Source organism: Mesorhizobium sp. P2_F5 (genome assembly GCF_056403715.1).
Window position 1 is genome coordinate 413,852 of record NZ_JBFUEY010000004.1, and the last position, 17,509, is coordinate 431,360.

Annotated in this window: 18 protein-coding genes; 7 read left to right on the forward strand and 11 right to left on the reverse strand. The window is 62.0% G+C overall.

Annotated elements, in window-relative coordinates:
* Nucleotides 1–65: 65 nt before the first annotated feature.
* The 7 genes from AC1DYO_RS08495 to AC1DYO_RS08525 are packed head-to-tail and all read left to right on the forward strand — an operon-like array spanning nucleotide 66 to nucleotide 5,935.
* Complete coding sequence (locus AC1DYO_RS08495; RefSeq protein ID WP_477262155.1) at nucleotides 66–962, forward strand: carbohydrate ABC transporter permease; 897 nt, start codon at nucleotides 66–68, stop codon at nucleotides 960–962.
* 14 nt (nucleotides 963–976) lie between these two features.
* Entirely contained in the window at nucleotides 977–1,843 is an 867-nt protein-coding gene (locus tag AC1DYO_RS08500) for a carbohydrate ABC transporter permease (RefSeq protein WP_477262157.1), read from the forward strand.
* 1 nt (nucleotide 1,844) lies between these two features.
* Nucleotides 1,845–2,942, forward strand: coding sequence for an ABC transporter ATP-binding protein (locus AC1DYO_RS08505; RefSeq protein ID WP_477262159.1), 1,098 nt, complete (start codon nucleotides 1,845–1,847; stop codon nucleotides 2,940–2,942).
* A gap of 3 nt (nucleotides 2,943–2,945) precedes the next feature.
* On the forward strand, nucleotides 2,946–4,058 hold the full coding sequence (locus AC1DYO_RS08510) for a mandelate racemase/muconate lactonizing enzyme family protein (RefSeq protein ID WP_477262161.1): 1,113 nt from the start codon (nucleotides 2,946–2,948) through the stop codon (nucleotides 4,056–4,058).
* 11 nt (nucleotides 4,059–4,069) lie between these two features.
* A complete protein-coding gene (locus AC1DYO_RS08515) occupies nucleotides 4,070–4,399 on the forward strand; it encodes an L-rhamnose mutarotase (RefSeq protein ID WP_477262163.1) in 330 nt (109 codons plus the stop codon).
* Entirely contained in the window at nucleotides 4,392–5,468 is a 1,077-nt protein-coding gene (locus AC1DYO_RS08520; protein WP_477262165.1) for a Gfo/Idh/MocA family protein, read from the forward strand. Before AC1DYO_RS08515 ends, AC1DYO_RS08520 begins: the two co-directional genes overlap by 8 nt.
* The gene (locus tag AC1DYO_RS08525) at nucleotides 5,465–5,935 is read left to right on the forward strand and encodes a MaoC/PaaZ C-terminal domain-containing protein (protein ID WP_477262461.1); all 471 of its coding nucleotides are present in this window, start codon (nucleotides 5,465–5,467) and stop codon (nucleotides 5,933–5,935) included. Before AC1DYO_RS08520 ends, AC1DYO_RS08525 begins: the two co-directional genes overlap by 4 nt.
* An 18-nt stretch (nucleotides 5,936–5,953) precedes the next feature.
* Here the strand turns inward: AC1DYO_RS08525 and AC1DYO_RS08530 are convergent, their stop codons facing one another.
* The 11 genes from AC1DYO_RS08530 to AC1DYO_RS08580 form a co-directional block, all read right to left on the reverse strand.
* A complete protein-coding gene (locus tag AC1DYO_RS08530) occupies nucleotides 5,954–7,483 on the reverse strand; it encodes an MDR family MFS transporter (protein WP_477262167.1) in 1,530 nt (509 codons plus the stop codon).
* A 93-nt stretch (nucleotides 7,484–7,576) separates the two neighbouring features.
* Nucleotides 7,577–7,732: a hypothetical protein gene (locus AC1DYO_RS08535; RefSeq protein ID WP_477262169.1), complete on the reverse strand. Its 156-nt coding sequence runs from the start codon at nucleotides 7,730–7,732 to the stop codon at nucleotides 7,577–7,579.
* On the reverse strand, nucleotides 7,705–7,908 hold the full coding sequence (locus tag AC1DYO_RS08540) for a tautomerase family protein (RefSeq protein WP_477262171.1): 204 nt from the start codon (nucleotides 7,906–7,908) through the stop codon (nucleotides 7,705–7,707). Before AC1DYO_RS08540 ends, AC1DYO_RS08535 begins: the two co-directional genes overlap by 28 nt.
* Before the next feature lie 14 nt (nucleotides 7,909–7,922).
* Nucleotides 7,923–8,633 (reverse strand): SDR family NAD(P)-dependent oxidoreductase, encoded by a 711-nt coding sequence (locus tag AC1DYO_RS08545; protein ID WP_477262173.1) that lies wholly within the window; start codon nucleotides 8,631–8,633, stop codon nucleotides 7,923–7,925.
* A 151-nt stretch (nucleotides 8,634–8,784) separates the two neighbouring features.
* Nucleotides 8,785–9,720 carry a LysR family transcriptional regulator gene (locus tag AC1DYO_RS08550; protein WP_477262175.1) on the reverse strand — a complete coding sequence of 312 codons (936 nt, stop codon included), beginning with the start codon at nucleotides 9,718–9,720 and terminating at the stop codon, nucleotides 8,785–8,787.
* 263 nt (nucleotides 9,721–9,983) lie between these two features.
* Nucleotides 9,984–12,029, reverse strand: a complete 2,046-nt coding sequence (locus AC1DYO_RS08555; RefSeq protein WP_477262177.1) for an SPFH domain-containing protein — start codon at nucleotides 12,027–12,029, stop codon at nucleotides 9,984–9,986.
* Nucleotides 12,030–12,544: 515 nt separating this feature from the next.
* A complete protein-coding gene (locus AC1DYO_RS08560; RefSeq protein ID WP_477262179.1) occupies nucleotides 12,545–13,741 on the reverse strand; it encodes a mandelate racemase/muconate lactonizing enzyme family protein in 1,197 nt (398 codons plus the stop codon).
* Between the two features lie 8 nt (nucleotides 13,742–13,749).
* Entirely contained in the window at nucleotides 13,750–14,076 is a 327-nt protein-coding gene (locus AC1DYO_RS08565) for an NIPSNAP family protein (protein WP_477262181.1), read from the reverse strand.
* A gap of 45 nt (nucleotides 14,077–14,121) precedes the next feature.
* Nucleotides 14,122–15,480, reverse strand: coding sequence for a mandelate racemase/muconate lactonizing enzyme family protein (locus tag AC1DYO_RS08570; protein ID WP_477262183.1), 1,359 nt, complete (start codon nucleotides 15,478–15,480; stop codon nucleotides 14,122–14,124).
* A gap of 61 nt (nucleotides 15,481–15,541) precedes the next feature.
* Complete coding sequence (locus AC1DYO_RS08575) at nucleotides 15,542–16,708, reverse strand: mandelate racemase/muconate lactonizing enzyme family protein (protein ID WP_477262185.1); 1,167 nt, start codon at nucleotides 16,706–16,708, stop codon at nucleotides 15,542–15,544.
* Nucleotides 16,709–16,762: 54 nt separating this feature from the next.
* Nucleotides 16,763–17,473, reverse strand: a complete 711-nt coding sequence (locus AC1DYO_RS08580; protein WP_477262187.1) for a GntR family transcriptional regulator — start codon at nucleotides 17,471–17,473, stop codon at nucleotides 16,763–16,765.
* Nucleotides 17,474–17,509 lie beyond the last annotated feature (36 nt).

A 17,509-nucleotide genomic window follows, 5' to 3' on the forward strand; every position in this document is an offset into this window, starting at 1 on the left:
TGCTTTGATCTCCCCTCGCCGATAGCGGCTTGCGGCATCGAGGCATCAACCAGAACCGGATCGACATGAAAGGCTGGAAACCCTCGGCACCGTTCCTGCTTCTGCTGCCCGCCGTCATCGTGCTGGCAGCGGTGGTGGTCGTGCCGCTGCTGCTGTCGCTCTATTCCAGCTTCACGCCGTTCCGGCTGACGCGGCCGGAGACGTTCTGGGTTTTTATCGGCGCCCGCAACTACATCAACATTTTCACCAGCCGCGATTTCTGGATCGCCTTCGCCCGCACCGTGGTGCTGCTGACGGTGGCGCTCAACCTCGAAATGCTGATCGGGCTCGGGCTGGCGCTGCTGGTCGAGAAGGCATCGCGCGGACAGCGCCTGCTGCGCACCATCATGATGTTCCCGATGATGTTTTCGCCGATCCTGGTCGGCTTCCAGTTCAAGTTCATGTTCAACGACAATATCGGCCTGGTGAACAACGCGCTGCAGGCGCTTGGCCTCACCGACCGCGCCATCCCCTGGCTGATCGACGGCAACCTCGCCTTCATCGCCATACTGACCGCCGAGATCTGGTCGTCGACCTCGGTGTTCGCGATCCTGATCCTTGCCGGCCTGCTCGCCATGCCGCGCGAACCGGTCGAGGCGGCGCGCGTCGACGGCTGCACGCCATGGCAGACATTCCGCTATGTCACCTGGCCGTTCATCATGCCGTTTGCCTTCATCGCCATGACCATCCGCTCGCTCGACGTGGCGCGCGCCTATGACATCGTCAAGATCATGACCGATGGCGGCCCGGCCGGCCGCACGGAACTGGTCTGGACACTCGTTGCCCGCACCGCCTACAGCGATGCCAAGATGGGTCTCGCAAACGCCATGGCCTATTTCTCGATCCTCCTGTCCATCGGCTTCACCGTCTATTTCTACCGCAAGCTCGCCGCGGCGCGCACGCAGATCGCGGCAGAGTGGTGAGACAGGTGGTGAGGATGGACCAGAACAGCATCCATCGCGTCCGCCGCCAGGCGCTCGGCATCGCGCACGGAATCGGCCTGTTCCTGGCCATGCTGGTGATCTGCCTGCCCGGCATCTGGATCGTGCTGTCGTCGCTGCGGCCAACCGTCGAGATCATGGCCAAGCCGCCAGTGTGGATCCCGCAAGAGCTGTCGCTCGACGCCTACGTCGCCATGTTCAGCGGCATCGGCAAGGGCGGCATTCCGGTGCTCGACTATTTCCGCAACTCGCTGATCATTTCGGTGACCTCCACCGTCATCGCCATCGTCATCGGCATGGCCGGCGGCTACGCCTTCGCCCGCTATCGCTTCCGCGCCAAGTCGGCGATGTTCCTCGGTCTGATGCTGACCCGCACCGTGCCCGGCATCGCGCTGTCGCTGCCGCTGTTCTTCGTCTATGCGCGGCTTGGCATCATCGACACGCATTTCGGCCTGATCCTGGTCTATGTCGCGCTCAACGTGCCGTTCACCGTCTGGCTGATCGACGGCTTCTTCCGCCAGGTGCCGAAGGATCTCGCCGAGGCAGCGCAGATCGATGGCTGCACGCGCTGGCAAGCGTTCTGGCAGGTCGAGTTTCCGTTGGCTGGACCCGGCATCGCCTCAGCCGGCATCTTCGCCTTCCTCACCTCGTGGAACGAGTTCGCGCTGGCCTCGCAGCTGACGCGCTCGATCAATTCCAAGACGCTGCCGGTCGGCCTGCTCGACTATACCTCCGAATTCACCATCGACTGGCGCGGCATGTGCGCGCTGGCCGTGGTCATGATCATCCCGGCGCTCACGCTTACCTTTATCGTCCAGAAACACCTTGTCGGCGGCTTGACCTCCGGCGCGGTGAAAGGCTGACATGGCAACCGTATCCCTGAAGACACTCAGCAAGAATTATGGCCCGGTCGCGGTCGTGCACGGCATCGACCTCGAAGTCGCCGACCGCGAATTCATCGCTCTCGTCGGCCCGTCAGGCTGCGGCAAGTCGACCACCTTGCGCATGATCGCCGGGCTCGAGGACATCAGCGGCGGCACGATCGAGATCGGCGGCCGCAAGGTCAACGACCTGCCGCCGCGCTCGCGCAACATCTCGATGGTGTTCCAGTCCTACGCGCTCTATCCGCACATGACTGTGCGCGAGAACCTTGGCTTCTCGCTCAAGATCGCCGGCGCCGCCAAAGAAGAAATGGACCGCCGCGTCGCCGAGGCATCCGGCATTCTCGGCCTCGACCAGCTGCTCGATCGCCGCCCGTCGCAACTGTCGGGCGGACAGCGCCAGCGCGTCGCCATGGGTCGCGCCATCGTGCGTGACCCCGACGTCTTCCTGTTTGACGAGCCGCTCAGCAACCTCGACGCCAAGTTGCGCACGCAAATGCGCACCGAGATCAAGAAGCTGCATGCCAAGGTGCAGTCGACGGTGATCTACGTCACCCATGACCAGGTCGAGGCGATGACGCTGGCCGACCGCATCGTCATCATGCGCGACGGTTTCATCGAACAGGTCGGCACGCCCGACGAAGTCTTCCGCCGCCCGGCGACCCGCTTCGTCGCCGGCTTTATCGGTTCACCGCCGATGAACCTGCACGAGGCGACGGTCGACAACGGAGAGCTGCTATTTGCCAGCGGCGAGCGCCTGCCCTTGCCCAGCCAGTTCAAGCCGAACGTCACTGCCGGTGACAGGGTCGTGTTTGGGCTGCGGCCCGACGATATCTATCCGACCGGCCACGGCCTCAACTCCGGCGCCGACACCGATGTCCATCAGGTCGAACTGCCAGTGACGGTCACAGAGCCGCTCGGCAACGAGACGCTAGTCTTCGCCGAATTCAACGGCACAGACTGGGTGTCGCGCATGCTCAACCCAAAGCCGCTCAAGGCCGGCGACCGGGTGAAGATGAGCCTCGATCTGTCGCAAGCGCATCTGTTTTCCGCCGCAACCGGCAAGACATTGCGGAGCTAGACCATGGCGAAAATCGAAAAAGTCGAATTGCGCATCGTCGACCTCGTTCCCAAGGTCAAGCGCACCGACGCGATCCAGAGTTTCGTCAGCCAGGAAACGCCGATCGTTACCATCACCGATGCCGACGGCGCGGTCGGCATCGGCTACAGCTACACGATCGGCACCGGCGGCTCCTCGGTGATGCGGCTTCTGTCCGACCATCTGGCGCCGCGGCTGATCGGCCGCGATGCTGACCAGATCGAGGCGATCTGGCACGAGCTCGAATTCGCCACCCACGCCACCACCATCGGCGCCATCACGGCGATAGCGATTGCGGCGATCGACACGGCCCTTTGGGACCTCAGGGCGAAGAAACAGAAGCTGCCTTTGTGGAAGCTCGCCGGCGGCGCCAAGGACCGCTGCCCGCTCTACACCACCGAAGGCGGCTGGCTGCACATCGAGACGCAGGCACTGGTCGACGATGCTCTGGCAGCCAAGGCCAAGGGCTTTCGCGGCTCGAAGGTCAAGATCGGCAAGCCACACGGTTCGGAAGACCTGGCCCGGCTGACGGCCGTGCGCAAGGCGGTCGGCGACGGCTACGAGATCATGACCGACTGCAACCAGGGTTTTTCCGTCGACGAAGCGATCCGCCGCGCCGAGCGGCTGCGCGATCTTGACCTCGCCTGGATCGAGGAGCCGTTGCCCGCCGACGACATCGATGGCCATGTGCGACTGTCCAACGCAACGTCGACCCCGATCGCTGTCGGCGAATCGCTCTACTCGATCCGGCATTTTCGCGAATACATGCAAAAGGGCGGCTGCTCCATCGTGCAGGTCGATGTCGGCCGCATCGGCGGCATCACGCCGTGGCTGAAAGTAGCGCATGCGGCCGAAGCCTTCGACATTCCGGTCTGCCCGCATTTCCTGATGGAGCTGCATGTCAGCCTGACCTGCGCTGTTCAGAACGGCCGCTATGTCGAGTATATTCCCCAACTGGACGATCTGACCGGCAAGAAGATGCGCATCGAAAACGGTGAGGCGCTGGCGCCTGACGAGCCTGGCATCGGCATCGACTGGGACTGGGACGCGGTCAAGGCAAAGAGCATCGCCGAATTCACCACGGTGATTGCGAAATAGGGAGCCGGCACATGCAGCGGATGGGAATGGTGCTCGGCCTCAAGCCGGAAAAGGTCGAGGAATATGTCCGACTGCACGCCGCCGTCTGGCCGGATGTGCTGACCATGATTTCCGCCTGCAACATCAAGAACTATTCGATCTATCTGAAGCGGCCGGAGAATCTGCTGTTTTCGTATTTTGAATACCATGGCGTCGACTATGTCGCCGACATGGCGAAGATGGCTGCGGACCCGAAGACGCAGGAATGGTGGGCCGTCTGCATGCCGTGCCAGGAGCCGCTGGCGACGCGCAAGGACGGCGAATGGTGGGCTTCCATGGATGAAGTCTTCCACCATGACTGATGGCGTTTTCGATCCCGCCTCTCTCGTCCAGTCCTGGCCCAAACCGACAAAACCTCGGCCGATCGTCACCTTCGGTGCCGGATCGATTGTCGGTGACGCGCATTTTCCGGCCTACCGAAAGGCGGGGTTTCCGATTGCCGGCCTCTATGATCCGGATCAGGCGAAGGCGCAGGTCCTGGCCGAGACATGGGGCGTGACGGCATTCAGCTCGGTAGACGAAGCTGTTGATGTCAAGGACGCGATCTTCGATCTCGCCACGCCGCCGGGAAGGCACGCCGAAATCCTGAACGCGCTGCCTGACGGCGCGGTCGCGTTGATCCAGAAACCGATGGGCAACTATCTCGGCGAAGCCACCGAAATCCTCGAAATCTGCCGCGCCAAAAACCTCAAGGCGGCAGTCAATTTCCAACTGCGCTTCGCACCGATGATGCTGGCCTTGAAGGATGCCATCGCCAAGGACTGGCTCGGCGAAATCGTCGACTTCGACGCATGGCTGGCGCTGGCCACACCGTGGCAGCTTTGGGAGTTCCTGCTCAAGGCGCCGCGCGTCGAGATCGCCATGCACTCGATCCACTATCTCGACCTGATCCGGCAGTTGCTCGGCGACCCCAAAGGCGTGCACGCCAAGACGCTCGGCCACCCCAACCACAAGGTGGCGCAGACCCGCACCAGCGCCATCCTCGACTATGGCGACACCGTGCGCTGCGCGCTGTCGATCAACCACGACCACAAATTCGGCCGCCGGCACCAGGCCTGCGAATTCCGCATCAGCGGCACCGAGGGTGCGGCCTACCTAAAACTCGGCCTCAATCTCGACTATCCCACCGGTGAGCCGGACATTCTGGAGATCCACCCGAAAGGCGGAACGGACTGGGTCGCGGTGCCATTGGCCGGCGAATGGTTTCCCGACGCCTTTGTCGGCCGCATGGCCAATGTCCAGCGTTTTGCTGCGGGCGAGGATGACGAACTGATAAGCTCGGTCGAGGACGCCTGGAACACCATGGCGCTGGTCGAGGCGGCCTATCGCTCGAGCGCAGCGCCGGCGACGCCGATCGCGGAAAGACCCTGATGGAACAGATCACTTATTTCGAAGACTATGAGATCGGCTCGACGCGGTTGACCAGCGGCCGCACCATCACAGAGACCGACTTCATCGTCCATGCCGGCCACACCGGAGATTTCTTCCCGCACCACATGGACGCCGAGTTCATGAAGACGACGCCGTTCGGCCAGCGTATCGCACATGGCACGCTGGTCTTTTCGGTCGGTGTCGGGCTGACGGCGAGCGTCGTCAATCCGGTCGCCTTCTCCTACGGCTATGACCGGCTGCGCTTCATCAAGCCGGTGTTCATCGGCGATACGATCAAGACCCGCACGACGATTTCGCACAAGGAAGACGATCCGAAACGGCCGGATTCGGGCCGCATCATCGAACGCTGCGAAGTGATCAACCAGCATGGCGATGTGGTCCTGGCCGCCGACCACATCTACATCGTCGGGCGCCGCAACAAACCGGCGCAAAGCAGCGGCGCCTGACAGGTCGCCTGCACCGGCTTAAGGCCGCTTCGGAATCTCTTTATCCTCGAGCAGCAACGTCAGCCCCATGGCGACGAAATAGAGCGCCGCCACCCAGATGAACATCACGTTGAAGCCACTCGAGTAATGGTCGAGCACCACTTCGCGGATCGCGTCCGGCAGGCTCGACGCGAGGTGCGGGGTCAACCCGTTCAGGCCCTGCGGCAGCAGGGCGGCAGCATCGGCGGGGAGCTCGGCGGTCTGCCGGTTCAGCGCCCAGATCATCACCGCGCCGTTCAGCGCCAGCCCGAGCGATGCTCCGAGCGTCCGCGCTTGCGTGATCAGCGAGGTCACCGCGCCGATATCCTGCAGCGGTGCCGCCGCCTGGATCGCCACGATCAGCACCTGGAACTGCAGGCCCATGCTGATCCCGAACACAGCCATCATCGTCGCCAGCACCCAGATCGGCGTGTGCTGGTTGGTGACGACGAAGCCCAGCATCAAGAGCCCGCCAATCGCCATCGCCACGACCGGCATCCATTTGTAGCGTCCGGTTGCGGCAATCACCCGCCCGGCCACGATCGAGATGACCATCGACGTCAAGGATGCGGGCAGGAACAGGAAGCCGACTTCGGCCGGGCTCAGGCCCGTCAGCGTCTGCATGTAAAGCGCGAAATAGAAAAACATGCCCAGCGTCACCGTTCCGGCGACCAGCGACACGCCCGAGACGATGCTGACCGTCGAATTGCCGAACAGCCGCAAGGGCACGATCGGCTCCTCGGCCCGCCGCTCGACCATGATGAACAAGGTGATGGCAACCAGTGCGAGGACCGGAAGCGCGAAGGTGATGAGGTCCGGTCCGGTGGGGTCGAGCACGTGATAGCCCCAATAGACGATGGCCGTCGTGCCGGTGGCGAGCAACAAACCGCCGAGATAATCGATGCGGTGCCGCTTTTCGTTGAATCGGCTGCGCATGGCGAAGGCCAGCACCGCCAGCACGATGATACCGATCGGCAAATTAACCAGGAACACCCAGCGCCAGCCGAACAGGCTGGTGATGTAACCGCCGGCCAACGGACCAAGCACCGACGACAGCGCGAACACCGCCGAACTGTAACCCTGGTATTTTGCGCGGTCGCGCGGTCCGAACAACTCGCCGATCATGGCGAAGGCCGAGACCATCAGACCGCCGCCGCCGATGCCCTGCAGCACGCGCGCGGCGATCAGGCTCTCCATCGACCATGCCATGCCGCAGACCAGCGAGCCCAGCAGGAACAGGCCGATCGCCGTCAGCACCACATTCTTGCGGCCATACATATCGCCGAGCTTGCCATAGAACGGCGAGACCGCGGCGGTCGACAGCAGATAGGCAGCACCCACCCAGCCGAACAGATGCAGATTGCCGAGTTCGCCGGCAATGGTGGGCAAGGCCGTGACGACGATCTGCATGTCGATGGTGGCCATGAACATGGCGATCAGCGCGCCGAAATAGACGATCAATGTCGTCAGATCGGGCCTGGCTTCGGCCTCAACGGGCGCTGCATTCGGCAGCGTCTGCTCGACAGTCATCGGTGTCTCCGTAACTTGGGGCGCGATTTATGTGCCCACGGCCGAGAGGTGTCAAATAGGCGATAACGCCATGCCTGGACGCAGTCCGTCCGGTTAACAGGAAGAGCCCCAGCGGACCGTGCAGTCGTGGATGATCGTCGTCGCGACCTGTTCCGCAGGGTCGCGTGCGATCAGATCGACGATGCTGTCGATGAAGGCGGTGTGATCGAGCGCCAACGTCGTCAGATTGTGGCTCTCCCAAGCCGCCATCGCAATGGCGAAGGGCCGCCACGATGTGGCGGCCAGGTCGCCTCGAGTGGCTTGTGGAGCACGTCGAGCAGCAACTGGCTGACCCCGGCGATCAGCGCGGCCTTCTCTTCGGTGGTGACGGAATCCCGGCCAGGGGCAGACCCCTCACGCGTGACTTGAATGGTGACGATGGGCATGGCGACCTCCCCCTTTAATGACCGGCGCTCTGGCCGCCATCGACATGCAGGATTTCGCCTGTCACGAACCCTGCGGTTTCGAGGTAAAGTACGGCTTCCACGACGTCACGCAGCTCGCCCATGTGCTTGACCGGATGCAGCGCCGCCAGGAACTCATGGTTTTCCGAAGCGTGCATCGAGGTCTTGATGATGCCGGGCGACACGGCGTTCACGCGTACGCCCTTGTCGGCATATTCGATGGCCAGTGCCTTGGTGGCCGAGTTGAGGCCGCCCTTGGTCAGGTTGGCCAGCACCGTCGGCACGCCGGCCACGGCATGATCGGTCAGGCTGGTGGTGATGCTGACGATGTGGCCGGAACCCTGCTTCAGCATCTGGGCTGCGACTGCCTGGGTCATATGGAAGAAGCCGGCCAGATTTGTCGAGATCTTGGACGTGAAGTCCTCGGCGGTGTAGTCCGTGAACGGCTTGGCGATAAAAATGCCGGCATTGTTCACCAGCGTGTCGATGCGTCCGAACCGCGCCATCGCATCCCTGACGACACGATCCGCCGTCGCGGGATCGCCGACATCGCCGGCAATGGCGAGAATATCCGGATCACTGCCTTGCTTGATCGAACGCGAGGTGGCCACAACCTTGAAGTTGCGATCGCGATAGGCTTTCACCAAGGCGCCGCCGATACCTTGCGATCCCCCGGTGATGACGACGACTTTCTGTTCGTTGCTCATGATCTGTCCTGTCTTGAAAGAGGTCCGGCAGGCCAATTGCTGCCGTCGACCCGTTGAAGCGGGCCGGCCACGGATATCGGATCGATCAGGAAACGGCAGAATAGCTGCTGCTCGGCAGGCATCCTTCCCCAAGCCGGAAGAATGAGCGCAGTCAGCTCTTGAGAGCGTCGGCCTGCGCCGAAAGTCTTGCAAACTCGGCGCGCAGTCGCGGAACCGCAAAGTCCACGAAGGTACGGACCTTTGGCGCGAGCGTACGGCCCTGAGGCGTGAGCAGGTGCACGGGCAGAGCAGCGGGCTCCGCGTCACGCAGCACGATCTTCAGCGAGCCGTCCTGGACACGCTCGGCCACGTGATAGGTGTAGAGACGCGTTACGCCGTGGCCGTCCACGGCCGACGCCAGCGCGGCGCGAACGCTGTTGACCACGAGGCGGGGCTTGAAGTGGACCGAGCGGGCGATGGTGCCGCCCGGTGGCGGGGCAAAGACCCAAGCGTCGTGACCGAAATGCGTGGTCGACACGATGCGATGCCTAGTCAGATCCGCAGGCTCGACGATGGGCGGATGCTCGGCGAGGTAGCGCGGCGACGCCACGATGACGCGCTTGACGTCACCACCCACCCGCACGGCAACCAGGGAGGAGTCAGGCAGTTGCGCAACGCGAAGGGCAACGTCGATCCCCTCCTCGACGAGATTGGCGTGACGATCGATCAGGATCAGATTGACCGACACGGCCGGATAGGCGTCGAGATAAGCGTCGATGACCGGGCGCAGAATTTCCTCGCCGCTGATCGGCGGCGCGCTGATCGTCAGCGTTCCGCGCGGCGCGGCGCGCTCGCCGGCGACGGACATGTCGGCTTCCTCGAGATCGATCAGCACACGCCGACAGGCCGAGGCGTAGCGCTCACCCGCTTCGCTGAGCTTGATCGACCGCGTGGTGCGGTGAAGAAGCTCGGCGCCGACATGCTGCTCGAGAAAGGCAATGGCGCGGCTGACCGCGGCAGGCGAGCGCCTCAGCTTGCGCCCCGCCGCCGCCAGACTGCCCTCGTCCAGCGCCGCCACGAACACCCGCATGGCTTCGATACGGTCCATCTATTATTCCCAGATGCGCAACATTACCGCCGGATTCTCAACGAGCAATCCGGCTGTGGCAACAATCCATGCCGCATCGTCCCCGACGATTGTGCCGATATCGGGAAGGTTTTCTGCCGCGCGCCCGGCTTCATCCGATGCAGGAACGCTTTCGCATGCCCCTGTCTATGCGGGTGAACGGATCGGCCGGCATGAGTGGGCTCCTGCGCCTCGCCGCGGTATCTTTCGGCAAGGCGCAGAATGGGCCGGTGGCCCACCCTCAATCAATCCTCCTCAACGGGTGCCGGGATCTCATCCGGTAGGTTCTGCCGTCCAACCCGGTCGGCAACGAGCATCGAGAGCATCATTTCGACAAGGCCGTTGGCGGCCCCCTTCTCGCCACCGGTAGCGCCGATCTGGATCTGCGGCACGAGCGGTAACCTGCCATTCTCGATCGCCTCGGCGAAGCGCATGAGAACCTGCGAGTTGAGCTGATAGTCCGGGCCGCCGAAGGCCGCGACCTTCTTCTCGGTGGCCTCGGCCTCCGCCAGACCGAGGGCGCGCACCTTCTCGGCTTCCGCAAAACCGGTCGCCTTGATGCGTTCGGCATCGGCAAGCGCGATAGCCTTGATCATGTCGGCCTCGCCCTGGCCGCCGAGGCGCACCTTCTCGGCCTCTGCCTTGGCAGTGACCTGAATGGTTTCCGCCTCCTGGCGGGTGCGGGCGAGTTGCGCCTTGCCCTCGTTCTCACTGATCTCGATGGTAAGTGCCGACGTCGTGATCTTGGCTTGCTGTTCGGCGAGCGCCTCCTTCTCACGCAACGTGCGTTCCTGAATGGCCGCCTTCTCCTGCAATTTATAAGTCTCGACCTTTTCGACTGCGATCTGGCGGTCGCGCAGCTGGATCAGGATCTGCTCTATGCTGTTCTGGCCATCGGCAGCACGGGGCGTGCCAATCAACACTTCCTGTAGCTCGAGGCTGTAGGTATTGAACTTTTCACGCATCTCCTCGCCCGACTTGCGCTGGATATCGCTACGCTCCTGCAAAAGCTGGATCAGCGTCTTCGTCTGGGCGATATTCTTGAAGTAAGCAGAAACCATCGGATCGAGCGTTTGTTCGACTAGCCGCTTGATGTCACCGAAACGCTGCACCACGAGCGGCGCCTTCATATAGTCGATATGCACGACGACGGAGAGCGGCAGTACAGGTTCGAACGCATCTTTGGTGATCAACGACACTTCAGACAGGTTCTCGTCCAGCCTGTGTTCGCCAAACTGCTCCTTCGTCCATTTGAGCACAAAGTTGGTGGTCGGCACGATGATGATTTTGCCGGCATAGGTATTGAACGCATACTTGCCTGGCAGTAGCGGCGTTGACCAGACACCGCGTGCGCCGATTTCGACCAGCTCGCCGTGACGGTATGCCTGCCCGGATATGTCCGTGCCGTGGCGGCCGTTATAGGAAACGACGACACCCACAGTGCCAACGTCAATGATCGTCTTCTCGACCAATTCGACGGTCGCGAAAATGCGATTGAGGAAATAGCTACCGTCGGCCAGCACCTGAAGCTGCCGGCCACGGTAGCCACCGGCATTGAGAAACTTCTCCGGGTCCTGAAAATTGTTGTGGAAGTTCGGGTCGTTCGGATCGTTGGCGACGGTCGGTGCTATGATCTCGCCGTCCGGCAGGGCCGGACCGTCATGGATGGTGACGATACCGATCATGTCATCGGCATTGTGGATGATGACTGGCTCAAAGCCGCCCCGCTCCGAGATCATGCTGGACATATTGGAAAAAAGGCTTTGTTCCGACGAACTCAGATTGACGGAATAGATCGACTGGGCGGTCAGCACGATGAATTGTGCGAGATTGATAGCATAGGTGCCTTCACGCAAAATCTTGCGTTGCGGTCCTTTCTGTCCGCCTTTTTCGAGAAAGCCGCGCACATCCTGGAAATCATCGGCCTCGGTGTTGGAAGCAAGTGTCTGCGTCGGAGGCAGCGGCTTGCCATCACGGGCAAAGACATAGCCGATCTGACCCTGCGGGATGGTGACAAGATTGGCGCGATGCATCGAATATTGGAACGGCATGAAGAAATGCAGGCCACCGCGCACGACTTCCGGCTGGTAGCCTGCCTCACGGTTGAGTGCAATGAAGCCACTACTGACGGAGCCGCGAAAACTCCATAGTTTTTCCAGGATGCCGAGCCTGTCGTTGGGGATGTAGCGGACCACGCCGCTCCACCAGAACAGGATTGCCAACACGACGACTAGCACGGCTACCTCGATCGCCATCCATTGCATCGGGCCGACATATTGTAAGGCTTCCATCTGTTGTCTCCTATGGGCGCGCGGGTTCATTCACCCGCCGGCCACCCGGTTGGTGTTGATTGATGAAGCGGGGAGATTGCGCAGCGACACGCTGGACGCACCAAGGGCGTGTCGAACGTTTGGGCTGCTCTTTGTATGGGAAGATGACCGCGCATCCCGAGTCCCCAGTAAGGGAAGCGTGGTCGTGAGCTATGTCACATCGGTGTTGCCTTGACAGACATTACAACAAATGACGTAGGGATCGCAACAACAGGTTTAAAGGTACTCCGCGTGGAAATCGCATAAGTATTTCCAAACGCTTTTATTTCGAAAGCGTGGCGGTTGGCTTCTACAAATTGGGAAGAGCGCGAAATGGCGCTCTTGACGGCTTAGAACCGTCGGCCTCCGATCCGACCGGCTGGGCCGGGTTGCAAGGGAGGAACGGGCGCCGAACGGGAACACTTCTTCGGCTTAGCCTCCTCAAGCAGCAAACTTCGAGGGACATCGCTTTCCGGTGGCCCTGGTGGCTGCGCAGGCTAGTCGAAGAAACCGGCGTCCTCTTCCGCGAGATATTTCTTCGCTCCCGCGGCATCGATGTCGAGGCCCAGCCCCGGTGCTTCGAGCAGGTCGACCATCGAATCCTTCACGATCTGCGTCGGCAGGCCAATGACGATATCCTCCCACCACGGGTCTGAGGCGCTGGGATATTCGAAGGCGATGTAGTTGGCGGGCAGCGTGGCGCAGACATTGATCAGCGCGCCGAGGCCCAGCAGGCCGTTCGCCGTGCCATGCGGCGCCATCATGATCGAGTGCATATAGGCGTGCTCGGCCACCCATTTGAGCTCGGCGATACCGCCGATGTCGGCGGGATCCGGGCCGATGACGCGGACCGCCTGCGTCTCGATCAGTTCCTTGAAATTATGACGCAGGTAGATCTGCTCTCCCGTGTGGATGGGCGTGGACGTGGACGTCGTGAGTTCGCGGTAGGCCTGCGGATTGACCCATGGCACGTAGTCGCCGGTCAGCATGTCCTCCAGCCACATCAGATTGTACTTTTCCACCGCCTGCGCGAAGCGGATCGCGTCCGGCAGGAACCAGCCGGGACCGCAATCCAGCGCCAGCGAGACCTTGTCGCCGAGCACCTCTTTCATGGCGATGACGCATTCGATCATATGCGCCATGCCGCGCTCGCTGATCTGCCCCTGGTCCATCGCGCCGTGGTAAGTCGGCGGCTGGCGCACGCCGTAGTGGAAGTCGGGCACGGTGGTCTTCATGTTGGAGTGGAAGCTGATGCCTTGCTTGACCATGAAGAAGTTTTCCGGCCGCTCCATCATCCATTTGACATCGGCCGCGTAATCCTCTGGCCTGTCGCCGGTACGCTTTTTGCGGACGGAGCCGTTGTAGACCCGCACCTGGTCGCGGACCTTGCCGCCGAGTAGCTTGTAGACCGGAACGCCGGCCGCCTTGCCGGCGATATCCCACAGCGCATGCTCGATGGCGCTGACGGCGGCGCCATAAGGCTTGAACGAGCCCCGCTGCCGGATTTTGAGCATGCAGCGTTCGACGTCTGTCGGGTCCTCACCGATCAGCGCGTCGCGGAAATGCAGCACCCAGGGCTTGAGATAAGTCTTGGTGTACTCGACCTCGCCGAGGCCATGGAGGCCCTCGTCAGTGACGATGCGAACGATGGGATGCTTGCCGATGACGGCGCACCGGAGATCGGTGATTTTCATGATGTCCTCTATTTCACCGACGAGAAGGCGGTTGGCGCGAGAAACTGGCTGGAAATATTGGCCAGGATCGGGCCATCGCGCTCGGACTCGTCGCGGACCTTGAGCCATGCCGGATCGGTGGTGAAGGCCTTCCATTTCACTTCACGCTCGGCAAGGGATTCCCAGGCGACGAAATAGGTCAGTCGATTGCTGCTTTCGCCGACCACCGTGGTGAAGAACCCGGCCTGGCGGATGCCGTGCTTATCCCACAGCGCCAAGGTATGGTCGTTGAAACGCTTGAGCAGCGCCGGCAGCCGGCCCGGCAGGCAGTTGTAAATGCGAAGTTCGTAGATCATGGTCGATCCTTCTGTTCACCTCTCCCTCCGGGGGAGAGATGTAGATCAGCTCCAGGTGCGGTCCCAGGAATATTCATCGTCCCAGTGATCGGTCGGCTGCCAGATGCCTTTGACGCCTTCCTGCAAATGCTGGCTGATGACCTCATCCACCACGTCGTCGATGCCGAGACCGGGCTTGTCCGGCACAGCGATGAAGCCGTCCTTGACCAGCGGCTTGGGCAGGCCGGTGACGATGTCGTCCCACCAGTCGACCTCCACACTGTGATATTCGAGCGCCATGAAGTTCTCCGTGGCCACCGCAACATGCGCGGCGGCCATCGCCGCGATCGGGCTTTCCGCCATGTGAATGGCCATGGCAACGCCATGCTCCTGCGCCGCGTCGCCGATCTTCTTGGTCTCGAGGATGCCGCCGGTGGTCAGCAGGTCCGGGTGGATGACCGAGATGCCTGACTTGAGCAGCGGCTCGAACCCTTCCTTGAGGTAGATGTCCTCGCCCGTGCAGATCGGCACAGACGTAGCCTGCTGCAACTGGCGATACTGCTCGGTGTACTGCCAGGGGATCACGTCCTCGAGCCAGGCTGGCGCATATTTCTCGATGCGCCGGGCGAGACGGATGCCGTCCTGCAGCGAAATATGGCCGACATGGTCGATGGCGAGCGGGATCTCGTAGCCGATCACCTCGCGGACCTCGTGGATATACTGATCGAGCAGGTCGATGCCCTTCTCGGTGAAGTGCAGGCCGGTGAAGGGATGCGGCACGTTCTGCGCGTCATAGGCGGCATTGCGCGCCCGGCGTTCGTCCAGCGTGCGTGCCCGAGCACGGCTGGCATGGGTGCGGAAACCGTCGAGCACGCCGGCCGGCGCGACCACCGCGCCCGGTATGTGCGATATCTGCGCCAGGCCGAGATCCATCTTGAGGAAGGTGAAGCCGAGATCCATCCGCGCCTTGAGCCGCTTGCCGGTCTGGGTGCCGCTGGGCTTGTCCGCATCGGTGTCGCAATAGACCCGCACCTTGTCGCGGAACCGTCCGCCGAGCATCTGGTAGATCGGCACGCCGTACGCCTTGCCGGCAAGGTCCCACAACGCGATCTCGATTGCCGAGACACCGCCACCTTGCCGCCCATGGCCGCCAAATTGCTTGATGCGGCGGAACAGTCGGTCGACGTCACAGGGGTTCTCGCCCAGCAGCCGGCTCTTGAGCATCAGCGCATAGGTCGCGCTGGCGCCGTCGCGCACTTCGCCCAGGCCGACAATGCCCTGGTTGGTGTAGATCTTGATAAGCGCCGAGGTGAACGGCGCGCCGACAATCTCGGCGACGCGCAGGTCGGTGATGCGTAGCTCGCTCGGCTTGGAGTTCGTATTTACCCGATTGAGCGCCTCGCCGGCGCTACCCGTCTTTGCCATGGCTTATCCTCGTTCTGATCGGCGGCTTGTCGCCCCACACGCCCGGCCGGCATGAGCGTTGCTAGCCAAGCTCTATCTCGTGGGCCTGCAGGTAGTCGCGGTTCATCTCGACGCCCAGACCAGGCTTCGACGTCAGCTTGAGGCTGCCGTTCGAAACATCCAGTGGTCTGTCGATGAGGTGATTGTATTTATCCAGGTTCCACTCCGACGTCTCGAGCTTGTAGAAGTTGGGAACCGTCATCATCACCTGCGCTCCCGCAACCACGTTGATCGGTCCCGCGGCATCATGGGGCGAGACCGGGATGTAGTAGGCCTCGCACAGGGCGGAAATCTTCTTCAGTTCGGTAATGCCGCCTGTCCAGGTAACGTCCGGCATGATGTAGTCGGCAAGCTTGTTCTCGAGAACCGGCACGAAATCCCACTTCGTATGGCCGCGCTCGCCCCACGAGATAGCGGCACTGACCTTCTCTCGCACCTGCTTGAGGGCATTGAGGCTCTCGGGCGGACAAGGCTCCTCAAACCAGTCGATCTGGCCGGCTTCCTCGAGGCTGCGGCAGAGGCGAATGGCGGTAGGAACGTCAAAGCGGCCATGCGCATCGATCAGAATGTCGACATCGGGCCCAGCCGTTTCGCGGATCAGAGCCGTCAGTTCGGCGGCCTCGCGCTCGTCCTTGCGGGTCATGCTGCCATCGAGGTAGCCGTCCCGCTGTTCGCGCGACAAGCCATCGGCGGTGCGACCCTGGTGGGGGAAAGGATCGAACTTCAGCCCCGTGTGTCCGGACTCGACGATGTCTCGAATTTCGCGGACCACAGCCTCCTTGCTGGTAAACTTGCGTTGGTTGGGATGGGTATAGAGCGCGATTTCATCGCGTACGGGTCCGCCCAGCAGCTCGTAAATCGGCTTGCCGAGAACTTTGCCCCGGATGTCCCAGAGCGCTATGTCGATAGCGCTCACGCATTCGACTGCGGCGCCGCGGCTGCCCATATAGGTGAAGCTGCGGAAAATCTTGTGCCAGAGATGCTCGATACGCGCCGGATCCTCGCCTGTCACGGCGACACCGATCTGCCGCAAGATCGTGCAGAGAGCGCGGTTGGCGAGCCTTGTGGTGGTGGTGATTTCTCCCCAGCCACTCACCCCTTCGTCGGTCGTCACCTCGACGAACAGGAACTCTCCCCAATAGGAAGCATCGGACTTGATCAGCCACGGCCGAACGCTCGTGATTTTCATCTCTCAACTACCTCTATCTGATTGTCGGGCCAATGATGTTCTGGACTGGAAATTCTATCCGGCTCGAGCGGCGTTGCGCGCACGCATCTGTTCGAGAACATGCCGGCCGGAACCCTCGACATGGCGGGCAATGAGTTCGGCGGCTTTGTCAGCCTCTCCTGCCTTGGCGAGCGCGATGAGTTCGCGATGCTCGCGAATGATCGCGGCACGCCGTGCGAGCGTGAAATTGAAACGCCGGCTCACGGCTCGCAGCACCTCGCGATGCTTCCACCACAGCTCGGCGGCATGGCGATTATAATGCCGCTGGTACATCACGGTGTGGAAGGCGGTATCGAGTTCACTGTGTCTGAACGGGTCGGCGAAATTGTTCTCTTCAATCAGGCCTTGGAGACGTTCGAGTTCGGCGATGTCCTCGCCGGTCGCCATGTTGACGAACCATCGCGTCAAGGCCGGCTCGATCAGAACTCCGATCTCGTAGATATCCCGGACAAAATCCTGATCTATGGGCCGGACGCGCGCCCCCCGGTTGGCGATAAAGGTGACAAAACCCTCCCCACGCAACAGCTGCAGCGCCTCGCGCACGGGGTTGGTCGAGGTGCCGTGACGCCGGGCGAGATCGGTAACCACAAGCCGTTCGTTGGCGGCGAGCCGTCCCTCAATGATGTCTTCCCGGATCAGTTCATAAAGCGAGGCGCCCTCGCTTGAGGCCCCGATGGCGTCAATCCCCACGGGTGGCTTGGCTTTAAAATCGCTTGTTTCGGCCAAGGCCGGCTCCCCGGATTAATACACACTCTGCCCGAT

Coding starts and splice junctions, on each gene's coding strand:
- AC1DYO_RS08495 (WP_477262155.1), top strand. CDS start 66: ATGAAAGGCTGGAAACCCTCGGCACCGTTCCTGCTTCTGCTGCCCGCC.
- AC1DYO_RS08500 (WP_477262157.1), top strand. CDS start 977: ATGGACCAGAACAGCATCCATCGCGTCCGCCGCCAGGCGCTCGGCATC.
- AC1DYO_RS08505 (WP_477262159.1), top strand. CDS start 1,845: ATGGCAACCGTATCCCTGAAGACACTCAGCAAGAATTATGGCCCGGTC.
- AC1DYO_RS08510 (WP_477262161.1), top strand. CDS start 2,946: ATGGCGAAAATCGAAAAAGTCGAATTGCGCATCGTCGACCTCGTTCCC.
- AC1DYO_RS08515 (WP_477262163.1), top strand. CDS start 4,070: ATGCAGCGGATGGGAATGGTGCTCGGCCTCAAGCCGGAAAAGGTCGAG.
- AC1DYO_RS08520 (WP_477262165.1), top strand. CDS start 4,392: ATGACTGATGGCGTTTTCGATCCCGCCTCTCTCGTCCAGTCCTGGCCC.
- AC1DYO_RS08530 (WP_477262167.1), bottom strand. CDS start 7,483: ATGACTGTCGAGCAGACGCTGCCGAATGCAGCGCCCGTTGAGGCCGAA.
- AC1DYO_RS08535 (WP_477262169.1), bottom strand. CDS start 7,732: ATGGCGGCTTGGGAGAGCCACAATCTGACGACGTTGGCGCTCGATCAC.
- AC1DYO_RS08540 (WP_477262171.1), bottom strand. CDS start 7,908: ATGCCCATCGTCACCATTCAAGTCACGCGTGAGGGGTCTGCCCCTGGC.
- AC1DYO_RS08545 (WP_477262173.1), bottom strand. CDS start 8,633: ATGAGCAACGAACAGAAAGTCGTCGTCATCACCGGGGGATCGCAAGGT.
- AC1DYO_RS08550 (WP_477262175.1), bottom strand. CDS start 9,720: ATGGACCGTATCGAAGCCATGCGGGTGTTCGTGGCGGCGCTGGACGAG.
- AC1DYO_RS08555 (WP_477262177.1), bottom strand. CDS start 12,029: ATGGAAGCCTTACAATATGTCGGCCCGATGCAATGGATGGCGATCGAG.
- AC1DYO_RS08560 (WP_477262179.1), bottom strand. CDS start 13,741: ATGAAAATCACCGATCTCCGGTGCGCCGTCATCGGCAAGCATCCCATC.
- AC1DYO_RS08565 (WP_477262181.1), bottom strand. CDS start 14,076: ATGATCTACGAACTTCGCATTTACAACTGCCTGCCGGGCCGGCTGCCG.
- AC1DYO_RS08570 (WP_477262183.1), bottom strand. CDS start 15,480: ATGGCAAAGACGGGTAGCGCCGGCGAGGCGCTCAATCGGGTAAATACG.
- AC1DYO_RS08575 (WP_477262185.1), bottom strand. CDS start 16,708: ATGAAAATCACGAGCGTTCGGCCGTGGCTGATCAAGTCCGATGCTTCC.